We start from the raw sequence: 15,534 nt of genomic DNA, 5'->3' as shown, positions 1-15,534 counted from the left end.
CACTTCGCCCGATTTATTTATTTAAAGATAAGACGTATTCATAGATTTCATTTTTTGAGAAATCACTTACTCTTTTTATATTTTTAACTATATCCTTTGTCCTAAGTCCCTCATCTATTTGTTTTTTAATCTCATCCTCATAAGCACTTATGTCAGCATCCTCGCTTTCAACTTTGCCAGATAAAATCAGAACAAATTCGCCTTTTAAGGTTATATCTTCAATTTTTATATCAGTTATATCTTCTAATACATATTCCTCAAACTTTTTTGTAAGCTCACGGGCTATACAAAGTTTGCGGTCAGCAAAATATTCTTTAAAATCATTAAGAGTATTTTCTAAGTTGTGAGGGGTATCAAATAAGATTGATGTTTTATATTCATTTTCTAATTCTTGATATAATTTCTTTTTATCTCCATTTTTCTTTGGAATGAAACCATAATAAGAGAAGCGGTCATTATCTAGTCCTGATCCTACAAGGGCAGTTATTATCGAGCTTGCTCCTGGTAAAATTGTATATGAAATATTTTCTTCTATACATTTTTTTATAAGGATATGACCTGGGTCTGATATACCAGGCATGCCTTGGTCAGTTATTATTCCATAAGTTTTACCAGCATTGACATTTTCTATTATTTCTATACTCTTACTTGTTTCGTTAAATTTATGGTAGGAGGTAAGGGGTTTATTTATGCCATAATGGTCTAGTAGCTTTTTACTTTCCCTAGTGTCTTCGCAGGCTACAATATCTACTTCTTTTAGGGTATTAATTGCCCTAATTGTCATATCGTCAAGATTTCCTATTGGTGTAGGAATAAAATAAATTTGATAGTCCATAAAAACTCCTTTAATTTATTGTATCAAAAAACACGCCTAAAACAAATTAGACGCGTTTTTAAAATCTTATTTATTGATATTTTCTGCTGCTGATTTACCAGATATTCTACCAAATATTACTGCTGATGAGTAAGCACCAGATGTATCTGTTACTTCACCTGCTGCGTATAAGCCTTCGATAATGTTATTTTCATTATCTAGTACTTGGGCTTTTTCATTGGCAACTATACCACCTTTTGTCATATGAACTGCAGGGGTAACTGTTACACAATATAATTTGCCGTCTGTATTTATTTCCTCTTCTGACGCTTCTTCTCTAAATGGATCATCAATTTCATCTTTTACAGCTTTATTGTAGGTATCAAATGTTTCTTTTAGAGTATCAGCTTCACATCCAATTGCTTCAGCTAAAGATTCTATATTATCGTATTCTGCTATATAACCTTTTTCTACTTGACTTGTTAGTCTATAGAAAGAATCCCTTGCTGCTTCATCAAAGATGTAGTATACTGGGCGATTTTTCATCATTTCTTGACCGTATTCTACACCACCACTAGTTTCATCTATAAATCTTTCTCCATTTTCATTTACAAAAATAAAATTACTATCAAAAGCACCAGTAAGGTCACGTCTAGGATCTAAGATTTTAGGGAAGATGGATGGTTTTTCCATATCGTCTAATTTGATGTTGTGATTTTTAGCTATTTCTACAAAGTCACCAGTTGCACCCATTTGGTTTGATGTAGGGATCTCTTCTGCTCCTGGTATATACTCTGCTAATAAATCAGGATTATTAGAGAAACCACCTGTTGCAATAACTGTAGATGTAGCATTTATATTATAAGTATTTTCCTTATCTTCTACTACTGCTCCAGTTGCTTTACCATCTTCTATTAGTAAATCTGTAGCTTTTGTTCCTGGAATTATGTCCACACCAAGTTCTTTTGCGGTTGCTTCTAATTTTGTTTGAATATAGTCACCAGCATATTCATCTTCTTTGGCCATGTGATTCATAGATCCATCTTCACCAAAGTTATGGTCAAGTTCTATACCTTGGTCTCTTAACCAACTATCAACTTCAAAAGCTCCATCTGTAACAGCATCGATTCTTTCTTCGCTGTCCCAAGATTTTTCTAGGTAATTTTCTTTGTATTCTTCTTTAGTTACTTCGTTATTATTTGCTTTCATAGCTTCAGAATTAGCCATGTCAAAGAAGTTCATATCAAATTTACCGTTACCACTTAAGATATCCATTTTTTCGATAACAGTTACGTTTTCTACGCCATCTTGTTTAGCTTGAATAGCTGAAGAAAGGCCAGCAGGGCCAGCACCGATTACAAGAAGGTTCGTAGTTTTATCTTCTGCTTCAGATAATTCTCTATCTTCTTCATAGCCTGTAGAATTGGTTACTTTTATAGAATCTTTTTCAAGTCCAGCTTCTTCTAATGCAGATAATGTTGCTTGCTTAATAGCTGTTGTTGAGTAAGTAGCAGCAGATACAGAGTCTACATCTGGGCTATTTGCTTTTATTATTCTTTCTTTGATTATAGGAAATGCTCTGTTTATAACAGCATCTGTCTCGTGATTTTCTAAAAGTTCTATGTCTGAGATTTTGCCATCTGCAATTGTTACTTCTAGATTTATTTCACGGTCATAGCCGTTAGCACTTGCCTTATATGTACCATCTTTTAAGGATGTACTATTCTCTTTTTTATCTTTTGAGTCAGCCTTCTCATCTTCAGCTTCCTCAGAATTTTTTTCTGTATTTCCTTCGCTAGTAGCTTCTTCCTCAACTTTTGTGGTTTCTTCTACTTGTTCACTCTGTTCATTTTCTGGCTTTTGCTCATTCGTATTTGCATTATTATCACAACCAGCAAAAACCAATGATAGTGACAGGGCTAGAACTAATGGTTTAAGTTGATTAATTTTCATATTTCCTCCTAATATGATATAATTTTTCAACAATATTTTAACACTTTTAACAATATATTACAAATTTTATAGGAATTAAATCAGGCCATTTATAATCTTCATTTGCTGACTATAGTTCCCATTTTCATAGATTATTAGTGGATCTTCAATTTTTATTCCATCATTGGCATTTTTTACAAATTCAATCAAAATAAACTGGGGCTTTTTATCATATGTGGAATGAACAAATTTTATTCTTTTTGGCTTGAGGTTGCCTGATTCTTTAAAGATTTCTACCATGCGTTCTGGCTTATGGATCATAAACATTTTCCCTCTATCTTTTAAAGTTTTATTTGCAAAGTCAAAAATATTTGTTAGAATTAGATATTTTTCTTGGCGGGATATAAGAAACTCTTCATTTTTGTTTCCGATATTATCTGTAATTTTGTAGTAGGGAGGGTTGGTTATGATATAATCTAGAGTATTTGTGCCAAGGTTAACTTTATTTAAGTCCTCATTTATAATTTCTATATTAGAAATTTTGTTTAGAATTAAATTTTCTTTAAGTAGTTTTGCCTTTTCCTTTTGAATCTCTATGGCATAAACTTTCTCTAAATCATAATAACTATTAGATCCAAGACTAAGAATTCCGGAGCCACTGCCTATATCAGCTAGAGTTTTATTTTTCTTCATTCTTGCAAAGTCCAATAAAATTATGGAATCAACTCCAAAAGTGTAGGACTTATCTACATGGATCATTTTTATATCTGTTTTTGGTATGTAATCTAATTTTCTCATACTTTCATTATAGTATACTTTGGCATAAAAAAAGAAGAGCCTAAGCTCTTCTTAAAGATTTTTTAATTTATTTGGTATAAATTGATTTTAATTCGTAGTATTCTAATAATCCGTATAGTCCACCTTCACGGCCGATACCTGATTGTTTGTAACCACCAAATGGTAGGTTTGGTCCTTTTTGTGATGTATTTACATAGCATTCTCCAGCTTTTATTTCTTTAGCAACTTCTAAGGCTTTTTCATTTTCACCAAATACTGCTGAAGATAGACCGTAGTCTACTGCGTTTGCTACTTCAATAGCTTCATCAACATCTTTTACTTTTACAATTGATAAAACTGGTCCAAATATTTCTTCATCATGGATGATCATTCCAGGTTTTACATTAGTAAATATAGCAGGTTTTACGTAATAACCTTTCCCAGATTTTTCTGGTACTTCGCCACGAATTAATTCTGCACCTTCTTCTATACCTTTTTCGATATAATATTTTACTCTTTCAAATTGCTTTTCACTTGAAAGTGGTCCTACTACTGTTGATTCATCTTTTGGGTCACCCACTGGATAGTTTTCGTATTGCTTTAAGAATTCTTCTAATACTTTATCATATATATCTTCTGTAACAACAGCGCGTGATAGGCAAGAGCAAGTTTGTCCGATGTTTTTATAAACAGTATTTAGTACTTGTTCAACACCTTCTTTTATATTAGCTCCTTTTATAAATACTGCTGGAGACTTACCGCCTAGTTCTAGAACAACTTTTTTTGCAGTATCCATTCCAGCTTTAGCTGAAGCAGCACCACCTGCAAGAGATCCTGTGTAGGAAATCATAGCAACTTTGGGATGCTTATTTAATATATCTCCAACTTCAGATCCTTGACCAGTTATTAGGTTAAATATACCTTTTGGGAAACCTACTTCATCAATACCTTTTGCAAGTAAGTATGCAGATAAAGGAGTGTTTGTAGCTGGTTTTTGTACAACTGTACATCCTGATACTAGAGCAGGGATTACTTTTTGAATAATTTGCCCTAATGGATAATTCCATGGTGTTATAGATGCTACTACACCTATTGGTTCACGAACTAAAATTCCACCTTCCATTGGAGTTTCTAAATCTATATTTTGTACTTGTTCAATAAATACATCAGCACGGCCAACTTGTCTACCTACTTGGGATCCGTGTCCAACATGTATTGGAATACCAAGTTCTAATAAAATTAATTCATCAAAATCATCTTGGTGCTCGTCCATCCATTGGTTAAGTTTTTTTACTAAAGCTACTCTTTCTTCAAGAGGGGTTTTTGACCAAGCTGGAAAAGCATCATAAGCAGCATCTACAGCTTTATTTATATCTTCTTCATTAGCACTAGGGATTTTTGCAAAAATTTCTTCTGTAGCTGGGTTTTCTACATCTATAAATTCACCACTAGCACCTGCAACATATTCGCCATTTATATAAAATTTTTCATTGTTTAAAGTTTCTAATTTCATAATTCACCTCAGTTCAATTGTACCCTTATCCAATTTTGATAACCATATTATTTTTGAAAGTGCACTCAAAGTGTATAATAAATCTATAGATAAAATAGTTTTACATATGAGGAGGTTTTATGAAATATTTTGGAACCGATGGTTTTAGAGGAGAAGCAAATAAAGGACTAAATGTCTACCATGCTTTTAAAATAGGAAGATTTTTAGGAGATTATTTTAATAAAAAAAATGGTTATAACGGAAAAATCGTAATAGGAAAGGACACTAGAAGGTCATCTTACATGTTTGAAGATGCTCTGGCAGCAGGTATTACTTCATCAGGAGCAAATGCCCACCTCTTACACGTAACACCAACTCCATCCGTATCATATATAGCAAGGAGTGAGGATTTTGATTGTGGGGTCATGATTACAGCCAGCCACAATCCTTACTATGATAATGGAATCAAAATTATAGATGCTAATGGGGAAAAAATGAAAGATGATTTCCTAGAAAAACTAGAAGACTATATAGATAGCGACATAAATGATATTGACCTTGCAGTTGGAGAAGATATAGGACGTACTGTTGACTTTATCGGAGGTAGAAATAGATATATTGCCTTTTTAATCCAAACAGTAGATAAGTCTTTTGAGGGTATCAAAGTAGGACTAGATTGTGCAAATGGAGCAAGCTTTACCATTGCAAAACCCGTGTATGATGCCCTAGGAGCTGATACCTATGTAATGAATGATAAGCCAAATGGTTTTAATATAAATGTGGATGCGGGCTCAACCCATATCAAACATCTACAAAAATTCGTTTTAGAAAATAAACTTGATGTAGGCTTTGCTTTTGATGGGGATGCTGATAGATGTATAGCCATTGATAGTGAGGGCAATATTGTGGATGGAGATTCTATCCTTTATGTATGCGCTAAACATATGAAAGATGAGGGCAAACTTCCATCAAATACTGTAGTTACTACAGTTATGAGTAACATTGGCCTTTATAAAGCCCTTGATAATTTAGGTATAGAATATGAAAAAACCCAAGTAGGTGATAAATATGTTCACCAAGCCATGGATGAAAATGACTATGAAATCGGTGGGGAACAATCTGGCCATATAATATTTAGAAAATATGCTACAACAGGTGATGGGATATTGACTTCTCTAAGGATAATGGAAGCTATGATTGATCAAAAATCTGACCTTAAGTCCCTAACTCGTGATTTAAAAATATATCCACAAACCATGCTAAATGTAAATGTAAAAGATAAAGAAGCCACCTTAAATAATAAAGTAGTAAAAGAAATGGTAGACCAAGTTACAAATGAGCTAGCAGATACTGGTAGAGTTTTAGTAAGAGCTAGCGGAACAGAACCACTTATTAGGGTAATGGTTGAAGCAGAGACTGATGAGATTGCAAAAAATTCTTGTCAGAAAATAGTAGATACTATAAAAAAAGAAGGTTTGAGTATAGATGCGTGATTTTAAAACAGGCAGACTTATAGATCCAAAGGAAAGAGTTTTAATAGTAAAAGATAAAGTTTATTCAAATGATAGCTTTGTTATTTTTGATACATCAAAATTAGAAGATTATCCTCCAGAAGTTTATTATGATAGGGAGGATATATACCTTGGAAAAATGTTTGATGAGGATGTTTATGTCCTACCAGATATAGAAGAAATTTTATTAGGTTATCAAGATCAATGTTTTTCTAACCATGATCTTGATGATTTAAGAAAATTTCTAGTAGCTAGACGCATATCTTTTTACGAGAAATTAGAAGAAATTTAAGTTGACAAAGCTATGTAAGGATGGTATTATTATCACTTGTAGGAATTATCCGTATATAAAATTAGGAGGTGTTTTAATGGCAGATAAAGTAAAATTAGAATGTACTGAATGCAAAAACAGAAACTATGATACTACAAAAAACAAAAAGACTCATCAAGAAAGACTTGAGTTAAATAAGTATTGCCCATTCTGTAAAAAACATACATTGCATAGAGAAACAAAATAGGAGCAAATAATGGCAAAAAAAGATGAAGGTTTTTTCGCCTCTGTCAGCAGAGAAAGAAAAAAAATTCAATGGCCAGATAAACAAACTACCCTTCAATATACACTATTAGTTTTAGCTATTAGTGCTATAACAGGAGTTGTGATTTGGCTATTAGATATGTTATTTGCAAACCTATTAGGTTTCATAATTTAATGTAGGTGCATGATGACAGATTCTTTTGACAGAAACGAACCTTTAGAAGATCAAGCAGAAGCTGTAGAAGATACAGTAGAAGAAACAAGCGAAGCTTCTGAAAAGGCAAAATGGTATGTAGTTCATACCTACACAGGTTATGAAAATAGGGTTTGCGATAAGATTAGATCAATGATTGATAATGATCAAAACCCAGATATCATTGATGTAACAGTGCCAACAGAAGAATACGTGGAAGTAAAAAACGATCAGAAAAAAGTAAAAACTAGAAAATTATTCCCAGGCTATGTAATGGTAAAAATGAATGTAACCAACAAATCTTGGTACATCATTAGAAATACCCAAGGAGTAACCGGTTTTGTAGGCCCAGATAGAAAACCTGTGCCACTTACACCAGCAGAAGTTAGAAAATTTGGTGTAAAAGAGAAAAAACCAATCATGGATATCAATGTAGCCGTAGGAGATAATGTAAATATCATTGCAGGTCCTTTTAAGGACTTTGTAGGTGAAGTTACAGAAGTAGATGCCGAAAAACAAACTATAAAAGCCTTTGTAGATATTTTTGGTCGTGATACTTCAATAGACTTAGAATTTACAGATATCGAAACAATTTAGTTTTATAACTGCTAGAACGTGGGAGGGCAAACCCCCGCTATGACCACAAGGAGGTAAATTATGGCAGATAAAGAAGTACAAGCAGTAGTTAAATTACAAGTACCAGCAGGAGCAGCATCTCCAGCACCACCAGTAGGTACAGCACTAGGTCCACACGGAATTAACATTATGGACTTTGTACAAGCATTTAATTCACAAACAGCAGATCAAGCTGGAATGATAATACCGGTAGAGCTTACAGTATTTACGGATAGAAGCTTTACATTTATTACAAAAACACCACCAGCACCAGTATTAATCAAAAAAGCTATCAACCTAAACAAAGGTTCAGGTGAGCCAAACAAAAACAAAGTTGGATCAATTAAAAGAAGCCAACTAGAAGAGATTGCTCAAACAAAAATGAAAGACCTTAATGCAGCTAGTTTAGAAGCAGCAGTAAGCATGATAGCAGGAACAGCAAGATCTATGGGAGTTACTGTAGAAGATTAGTGGGAGAGGCAACTCGATTTACCACAAGGAGGAATTAAATGGCAAAAAGAGGAAAAAAATATTTAGAATCTAAAAATTCATATGACAATACACTAGAATATGAATTAAATGACGCATTAGACATTGTTGAAAAATCAGCAAAAGCAAAATTTGATGAAACTGTAGAACTTCACTTAAAACTTGGTGTTGACAGCCGTCACGCTGACCAACAAGTTAGAGGAACAATCATCCTTCCACACGGAACAGGTAAAGAACAAAAAATCCTTGCTTTCGTAAAAGAAGATAGAATCGATGAAGCTCTAGCAGCAGGTGCAGACTATGCAGGTGGAGACGAATTAGCAGAAAGAATCCAAAATGAAAACTGGTTAGACTTTGATGTAGTAATTGCTACACCAGATATGATGGCTACAGTTGGTAAAATTGGTAGGGTACTTGGACCACAAGGACTTATGCCTAACCCAAAAACTGGTACAGTTACAATGGATGTAAAACAAGCTATCGAAGAAATCAAAGCAGGTAAAGTAGAATACAGAACTGACAAAGCAAACTTAATCCACGTTCCAACAGGAAAAGTTTCATTTGGTCAAGAAAAACTTGCTGAAAACATCAGAGCTTTACTTACAGCAATTGTAAAAGATAAACCAGCATCATCAAAAGGTAGATACATTAGATCAGTAACAGTAGCATCAACTATGGGACCTGGTGTAAAACTATCACCTCAAAGAGTAATGGATTTAGTAGACAAAAAATAATTTGCAAAATTAAAAATCTGTGATATAATATCATAGTCAAATAAACAGGCTACCAAAGACTACGCAGACATCAATGTTTAATAATTGCGTATAGGTGGGATAAATGAAACTTACATCCCCACCGGTGTAAGCATATTTAATATGCTTACTTTAGTGGGGATTTTTTAATACCTACCAAAAAGCCTTTAGGAGGTGAAATAGTGAGCGAAAAAGCTATAGCAGCTAAACAAGAAGTTGTTAATGAAATTAAAGAAAAAATTGAAAACTCAAAATCTGTAACACTTGTTGGTTTTGATAGAATGGATGTTCAAGAAGTCACTGATCTTCGTACAAAGTTTAGAGAAGGTAACTCAGAATATAAAGTTTACAAGAACACAATGATGAGATTTGCTTTTGAAGAACTTGGATACAATGATATCGTTAGTGAACTAAAAGGAACAAACGCATTAATCTTCTCAAACGAAGATTCTGTTACAGGCCCAAAAGTTGCTGTTGATTACAGAAAAGCTGGAGATGATGAAAAAGAAAAACTTTTAATCAAGGCTGGTCTTGTAGATGGCAACATCCAAACAGGCGAACAAATGACTGCAATTGCTTCATTACCAAGCAAAGACGTTCTTTACTCAATGCTTGCAAATGTATTACAATCACCAATTCAAGCACTTGTTGGTGACCTTAATAATACAATTGCTAAAATTGCCCTTGCTCTTGATACAGTACGCGTTAAAAAAGAAGAAAATGGTGAAGTAGCAGAAGAAGTAGAAGAAACTACAGCTGAATAACAAGTAATAAAGTTAAAATTAAGTATAAAAACGCAAAAAGCGATGCTGAAGAATAAACAATAAAAGGAGAATTAAAATGGCAAGCGAAAAAGTAACACAATTATTAGAAGATATTAAAGAACTTACAGTACTAGAACTATCTGACCTAGTACATGCAATCGAAGAAGAATTCGACGTAACAGCTCAAGCAGCAGTAGTTGCAGCAGCTCCAGGAGCAGCAGCAGCTGGTGGAGAAGCAGCAGAAGAAGAAAAATCAGAATTTGATGTAGTTCTTAAATCAGCTGGACAAGCTAAAATCAACGTAATCAAAGTTGTTAAAGATGCTGCTGGTCTAGGACTTAAAGAAGCTAAAGCATTAGTTGATGGTGCACCTGCAACAGTAGCAGAAAAACTTTCAAAAGACGATGCAGAAGCTTTAAAATCTCAATTAGAAGAAGCTGGTGCAGAAGTAGAACTTGCATAAGTTTTTAAATAGTTTATTAAGAAGGCTCTCTTGTAGAGTCTTTTTTCTTTTAAATATTTTAAACATTGATTTAGTCTTATATTGCTGTATACTAATAAAAAGAAAGGGGTGCTATGGAAACTAAGCTTGAGGAGATGAAAAATCTCAATACCGAAAATAGAATGAATGAATTAAAAAAATTATTGGAAGCAAATGATATAAGATTATCCCATCAAAGACTTCTAATACTTGATTATTTAGTTTTAAATCACACCCATCCTACAGCGGAAAAAATTTATAAAGATTTAAAAGAAATCGATCCAGTTATATCACAAGCTACAGTGTATAATACGCTTAATCTTTTTTCTAATAAAAAGATAGTTAAAGAATTAGACTTTAATATGAATAGTAAGAGATATGAATTTAGGAAAAGATTTCATGGACATTTTATCTGTGAAAACTGTGGTAGTATAGGTGATTTTGAAGTAATCGACCATAACCTACCTGATGAACTAGCTGATTACGACATCCAATTAGAAGAAATAGTTTATAGGGGACTATGTCCTAAATGCAAATAAAAAGACCTCAGCTGAGGTCTTTTTTTATTGGATTCTGTCAAAAAATACCATAGAATGTTCTATATCATGATACTGGTAGCCTAAATCAAAGGCTTCTTTTCTTTGGGCTGATGATCCGTGAGTAAAGGTATCCGCATTTACATTTCTGCCAGCCATTTCTTGGATTTTATCATCACCTATTGCTGCTGCAGCATTCATCGCTTCATCTATATCACCAGGCTCTAAGTATCCTTTCTCTTCTACATAGTAGGCAAATAATCCACCAAAATAATCCGCTTGCAGCTCTTGGGCTACAGAATATTTATTGTATTCTTTAGTAGATAAAGTTTGTCTAAGTTTATTAGTCTGCTCTAGGATACCAAGTTGATTTTGTACATGGTGGCCTACTTCGTGGGCTAGGACATAAGCAAAAGCAAAATCACCGCCTGCCCCAAATTGATTTACAAGTTGATTATAAAAATCAACATCTATATAAATACTCTCATCTAATGGGCAGTAAAAAGGACCCATATTTGATTGAGCAACCCCGCATGCTGACCTTGTACTCCCTGTAAATGGAACCATAGTTGGTTCTTCATAAGTTGCATTCATTTCTTCAAACTTAGCATGCCAAACATCTTCTGTATCTGCTAATACTACAGCCAAGAAATCTTCAAGCCTATCGCGTCCACCAGCTTGGTTATCAGTGCTAGACCTTTGATCTACTTGAACGTGCTCTTGGTATTGGCCTTGGTTATTATTGTCGGTTCCTACATTAGATCCTATACCTGTTAATCCTCTCATTAAGGCCATTAAAATAAAAAATAAAATGATACCACCCAGGCCTCCACGTCCACCTGTTGGTATAAATATAGGGCCACGGGATCCTCGTCTGCCACCGCCTCCGCGAGTATTCATACTAGGACCTCGTCTTACATTTGAGCTCCTACGTCTATCTTCCCATTTCATATATTCCTCCATAATTTTTAATATATTACTTATTACCCAATATATGTAGCCTTTAATTATAATTAAGATTAAGTTAAATAGTATCTAATTTATGCAAATGTTTTCTTGACTAAATTATATTTCCATTTTATACTAAAATTACAAATATAAGGAGGGGTAAATGAATAAAAATTACCATTATGGACTGACATTATTTTTAGCCCTAGGTATTAGCTTAGCTCCAAATAATTTAGTTCATGCATCTGATGATACCAATAAAGAAGTTATAGAATATGATGCACAAAACTTAGATGATATACTTAATCAAAGTGCCACCGATTCCACTGAAGATACTTTAACTTTAGAGAATAATAATCTCGATAACCAAGACTTTAAGACAGAAAACTCTAGTGAGATGAAGCCAGAAAAAGAAGTTGTCAAAGAAGACACCAGTACTAAAAGTATAGCTAAAGATAAGAAGATCGAAGATAAAATAGCAGATATGACTTTAGATGAAAAGATTGGTCAAATGCTTATGCTAGAATTTAGGTATTGGGAAGATGAAAATGGAGAGCTTAAAGAAGTTACAGAATTAAATGAGGATATCAAAAATGCAATAATTAAATATAAAGTTGGTGGGATTATTCTTTTTGCAGAAAATGTACATGATACAGAACAAACTACAAAACTTACCCATAACATACAAAAAGCTGCTATTGAAAATGGTTTAGATCCTTTATTAATTTCAATCGATCAAGAGGGAGGTATAGTTGTAAGACTTGGAACTGGTACATCCTTGCCAGGCAATATGGCTTTAGGTGCTACAAAAGATAAAAAACTAGCCTATGAATACGGAAAAATTATTGCAGATGAAATAAAGGCCTTAGGTATAAATGTAAATTTTGCACCTGTTACGGATACCAATAACAATCCAAACAATCCTGTTATAGGCTTACGTTCAATTTCTTCTGACCCTAAGCTAGTGGGGGAATTGGGTTCAGAAGTTGTAAAAGGAATTCAAGATCAAGGAGTATCAGCTGCTATAAAACATTTCCCAGGCCATGGGGATACTGAAACTGATAGTCATTTAGGCTTACCAGTTGTGGATAAAACCTATGAAGAAGTAGAAAAATTAGAATTAGTGCCATTTAAAAAAGCAGCTGATGATGGAGTGGATATGATAATGACAGCGCATATATCCTATCCAAAGCTTGAAAAAGACACAGCTATTTCAAAAAAAGATGGCAGTGTAGTTGGTATACCTGCAACACTTTCTGATGACATCATTACAGGAATTATCAGAGAAAAAATGAACTATGATGGTATTGTTATTACTGATGTTATGAAAATGCAGGCTATTGCAGATCATTTTGGAGAAGAAGATGCAGTTGTTATGGCTATAAAGGCAGGAGTTGATATACCCCTTATGCCAGCCTTACTTCAAAAAAATGCTGATTTGGAAAAATTAGATAATATTGTAGGCAGAATTAAAAATGAATTGGATTTAGGAAACATTACTGAAAAGCAAATTGATAATTCAGTATATAGAATCCTAGATCTTAAGTATAGAAGGGGCATATTAGACTTAGATCAATATAATAAACCTTTGGAAGAAAAGATAGATAATGCTTTAAAAGTTGTAGGAAATAAAGAACACTTTGATAAACAAAGAGAAATAACAGATAGGGCCATAACTGTAACTAAAAATTTAAATGATACCCTTCCATTATATCCAAAGGCAGGAGATAAAGTTTTAATATACACTCCTTACGAAAATGAAATACCAGGATTTAAATATGGTTTTGAAAAGCTTCAAGCTGAAGGAGTTATAAACAAAGAAGTTGTCCTAGATGTATTTACCTTTGAAAATTATAAAGAAAATCCACATGAAGCAGAAGATTTAATCAAACAATATGCAAAAGATTACGATTATATAATAGGAGTTAGCGAAATAGGTAGGGCGGGACAATTAAGTAAAGATGAATGGCTAGCCCAAATTCCAGATATGTTAACAAGCTATGCAAAAGAAAATAATAAAAAGTCTACTATAATAAGTATCGGTAAGCCATATGATTTAGATAGGTATAAAAATTCTGATGCCCACGTCCTAGCCTATGGGTCAAAAGGAATGGATCCAACAGAAAAAGGTAAAGATCCAGTAAAAACTTTTGGTCCAAATATTCCATTTTCATTAGATGTAATATTTGGAAAAGTAGCATCTACTGGAAAATTACCTGTAGATGTACCAGGTCTAACAGACAATTATGAATATAATGATGAGATAGCATATAAACTAGGCTATGGTTTAGAAACAAAATTAAAAGGTGTAGAAGAAATAGCAAATAATACAACCGATAAAAAATTAGTTGATGATGTAAATGAGCAGGCTAATATTAAACAAAAAGTAAGAAAAAGCAATAAAGCAAATAAAAATGAAAAATCTAAACTAAACCCTACTACAGGTATCAACGGTATGTTAGGAATTATAGTAACCTTTGTTACAGCTTTATCAGCTTATATAGTTAGTAAAAAATTATAAATAAAAAGAGGACAATTGTCCTCTTAAATACGTTAATTTGATTTACCAACGTGTTACTAATATACATCCATAAAAGCGTGCAAAATTATGTAATAATAATATTTAAAATGTTGAAATATACAATTTTAAGCAAAAAAATGGAGCCACTTCCCGGGATCGAACCGAGGACCTCATCCTTACCATGGATGCGCTCTACCTACTGAGCTAAAGTGGCATTACTTATATAGTATACACCATATTTACAAGATAAGCAAATTAAAATAATAATATTTTCAAAATATAGAATTTTCTATTCTTTTATGGTAGAATAATCTTAAATGATTAAATTTGGGAGGATAAAATGTCTAAAGCACAATTTGACAGAAGTAAACCACATATTAATATCGGAACAATCGGTCACGTAGACCACGGTAAAACAACAACAACAGCAGCGATTACACAAGCTCTAAACAAAAAATACGGAACAGGTGAAGCAATCGATTATGAAAACATCGATAAAGCACCAGAAGAAAGAGAACGTGGAATCACAATCAATACATCAGTAGTAGAATACGAAACAGCAAACAGACACTACGCACACATCGACGCTCCAGGCCACGCCGACTACGTTAAAAACATGATCACAGGAGCAGCACAAATGGACGGTGCAATCATCGTAGTATCAGCAGCAGACGGTCCAATGCCACAAACAAGAGAACACATCCTACTAGCACGCCAAGTAGGAATACCAAAAATAGCAGTATTCCTAAACAAACAAGACCAAGTAGATGATGATGAACTAATCGAATTAGTAGAAATGGAAGTAAGAGACCTACTAAACGAATACGAATACGACGGAGACGAAGCACCAGTAGTAGTAGGATCAGCCCTAAAATCACTACAAGAAGGTGGAGAAGGCGAATGGGCAGATAAAATTCTAAAACTAATGGAAGAAGTAGACGAATACTTCGACATCCCAGAAAGAGACAACGACCAACCATTCCTAATGCCAGTAGAAGACGTAATGACAATCTCAGGACGTGGTACAGTAGCAACAGGTAGAGTAGAAAAAGGAACACTAAAAGTCGGCGATACAGTAGAAATCGTAGGACTAAAAGACAAAACTTCAGAAGCAGTAGTAACTGGAGTAGAAATGTTCCACAAACAACTAGACCAAGCAGAATCAGGAGATAAC

17 protein-coding genes and 1 tRNA gene are annotated in these 15,534 nt (G+C 33.7%); 12 read left to right on the top strand and 6 right to left on the bottom strand.

Translation table 11 applies throughout. The annotated features are described in order from the left end of the window. Nucleotides 1-13: 13 nt before the first annotated feature. From rsmI to AB9Q04_RS01255, 4 genes are all read right to left on the bottom strand, one after another. Complete coding sequence (rsmI, locus tag AB9Q04_RS01270) at nucleotides 14-835, bottom strand: 16S rRNA (cytidine(1402)-2'-O)-methyltransferase (protein ID WP_410023582.1); 822 nt, start codon at nucleotides 833-835, stop codon at nucleotides 14-16. Between the two features lie 66 nt (nucleotides 836-901). Further along, entirely contained in the window at nucleotides 902-2,767 is a 1,866-nt protein-coding gene (locus AB9Q04_RS01265) for an FAD-binding protein (protein WP_410023581.1), read from the bottom strand. A gap of 75 nt (nucleotides 2,768-2,842) precedes the next feature. Further along, nucleotides 2,843-3,544, bottom strand: coding sequence for a tRNA1(Val) (adenine(37)-N6)-methyltransferase (locus AB9Q04_RS01260; protein ID WP_410023580.1), 702 nt, complete (start codon nucleotides 3,542-3,544; stop codon nucleotides 2,843-2,845). A gap of 67 nt (nucleotides 3,545-3,611) precedes the next feature. Then, nucleotides 3,612-5,036, bottom strand: coding sequence for an aldehyde dehydrogenase family protein (locus AB9Q04_RS01255; RefSeq protein WP_410023579.1), 1,425 nt, complete (start codon nucleotides 5,034-5,036; stop codon nucleotides 3,612-3,614). Nucleotides 5,037-5,155: 119 nt separating this feature from the next. On the opposite strand from AB9Q04_RS01255, the gene glmM reads away from it, so the two are divergent. The 10 genes from glmM (at nucleotide 5,156) to AB9Q04_RS01205 (ending at nucleotide 10,894) form a co-directional block, all read left to right on the top strand. Continuing rightward, a complete protein-coding gene (gene glmM / locus AB9Q04_RS01250) occupies nucleotides 5,156-6,508 on the top strand; it encodes a phosphoglucosamine mutase (protein ID WP_410023578.1) in 1,353 nt (450 codons plus the stop codon). Next, nucleotides 6,501-6,818: an aspartate 1-decarboxylase (aspartate alpha-decarboxylase) gene (locus AB9Q04_RS01245; protein ID WP_410023577.1), complete on the top strand. Its 318-nt coding sequence runs from the start codon at nucleotides 6,501-6,503 to the stop codon at nucleotides 6,816-6,818. Before glmM ends, AB9Q04_RS01245 begins: the two co-directional genes overlap by 8 nt. A 76-nt stretch (nucleotides 6,819-6,894) precedes the next feature. Further along, complete coding sequence (gene rpmG, locus AB9Q04_RS01240; RefSeq protein ID WP_410023576.1) at nucleotides 6,895-7,044, top strand: 50S ribosomal protein L33; 150 nt, start codon at nucleotides 6,895-6,897, stop codon at nucleotides 7,042-7,044. A gap of 9 nt (nucleotides 7,045-7,053) precedes the next feature. Next, nucleotides 7,054-7,236, top strand: a complete 183-nt coding sequence (gene secE / locus AB9Q04_RS01235) for a preprotein translocase subunit SecE (RefSeq protein WP_394011643.1) — start codon at nucleotides 7,054-7,056, stop codon at nucleotides 7,234-7,236. A gap of 12 nt (nucleotides 7,237-7,248) precedes the next feature. After that, a complete protein-coding gene (gene nusG / locus AB9Q04_RS01230) occupies nucleotides 7,249-7,851 on the top strand; it encodes a transcription termination/antitermination protein NusG (protein WP_410023575.1) in 603 nt (200 codons plus the stop codon). A gap of 60 nt (nucleotides 7,852-7,911) precedes the next feature. Then, nucleotides 7,912-8,340: a 50S ribosomal protein L11 gene (gene rplK, locus AB9Q04_RS01225; RefSeq protein WP_410023574.1), complete on the top strand. Its 429-nt coding sequence runs from the start codon at nucleotides 7,912-7,914 to the stop codon at nucleotides 8,338-8,340. Between the two features lie 38 nt (nucleotides 8,341-8,378). Next, nucleotides 8,379-9,092 carry a 50S ribosomal protein L1 gene (gene rplA / locus AB9Q04_RS01220; protein ID WP_410023573.1) on the top strand — a complete coding sequence of 238 codons (714 nt, stop codon included), beginning with the start codon at nucleotides 8,379-8,381 and terminating at the stop codon, nucleotides 9,090-9,092. 200 nt (nucleotides 9,093-9,292) lie between these two features. Further along, the gene (rplJ, locus tag AB9Q04_RS01215) at nucleotides 9,293-9,874 is read left to right on the top strand and encodes a 50S ribosomal protein L10 (protein WP_410023572.1); all 582 of its coding nucleotides are present in this window, start codon (nucleotides 9,293-9,295) and stop codon (nucleotides 9,872-9,874) included. 76 nt (nucleotides 9,875-9,950) lie between these two features. After that, nucleotides 9,951-10,337 carry a 50S ribosomal protein L7/L12 gene (gene rplL / locus AB9Q04_RS01210; protein WP_410023571.1) on the top strand — a complete coding sequence of 129 codons (387 nt, stop codon included), beginning with the start codon at nucleotides 9,951-9,953 and terminating at the stop codon, nucleotides 10,335-10,337. Between the two features lie 113 nt (nucleotides 10,338-10,450). Continuing rightward, on the top strand, nucleotides 10,451-10,894 hold the full coding sequence (locus tag AB9Q04_RS01205) for a Fur family transcriptional regulator (RefSeq protein WP_410023570.1): 444 nt from the start codon (nucleotides 10,451-10,453) through the stop codon (nucleotides 10,892-10,894). A gap of 24 nt (nucleotides 10,895-10,918) precedes the next feature. Here AB9Q04_RS01205 and ypfJ read toward each other — a convergent pair whose 3' ends face one another. Then, the gene (ypfJ, locus tag AB9Q04_RS01200; protein WP_410023569.1) at nucleotides 10,919-11,842 is read right to left on the bottom strand and encodes a KPN_02809 family neutral zinc metallopeptidase; all 924 of its coding nucleotides are present in this window, start codon (nucleotides 11,840-11,842) and stop codon (nucleotides 10,919-10,921) included. Nucleotides 11,843-12,002: 160 nt separating this feature from the next. On the opposite strand from ypfJ, the gene AB9Q04_RS01195 reads away from it, so the two are divergent. Then, nucleotides 12,003-14,360 carry a glycoside hydrolase family 3 protein gene (locus AB9Q04_RS01195; protein WP_410023568.1) on the top strand — a complete coding sequence of 786 codons (2,358 nt, stop codon included), beginning with the start codon at nucleotides 12,003-12,005 and terminating at the stop codon, nucleotides 14,358-14,360. 138 nt (nucleotides 14,361-14,498) lie between these two features. Here AB9Q04_RS01195 and AB9Q04_RS01190 read toward each other — a convergent pair. Further along, nucleotides 14,499-14,574, bottom strand: a tRNA-Thr gene (locus AB9Q04_RS01190). A gap of 126 nt (nucleotides 14,575-14,700) precedes the next feature. Between AB9Q04_RS01190 and AB9Q04_RS01185 the strand changes: the two genes are divergently transcribed. Then, nucleotides 14,701-15,534 (top strand): elongation factor Tu (locus AB9Q04_RS01185; protein ID WP_410023567.1); only part of this gene is annotated, 834 nt, incomplete at its 3' end.

Origin of the sequence: Anaerococcus groningensis, assembly GCF_046365465.1 — a bacterium.
Lineage (GTDB): Bacteria > Bacillota > Clostridia > Tissierellales > Peptoniphilaceae > Anaerococcus > Anaerococcus groningensis.
This window is presented reverse-complemented; position numbering and strand designations above follow the sequence as displayed.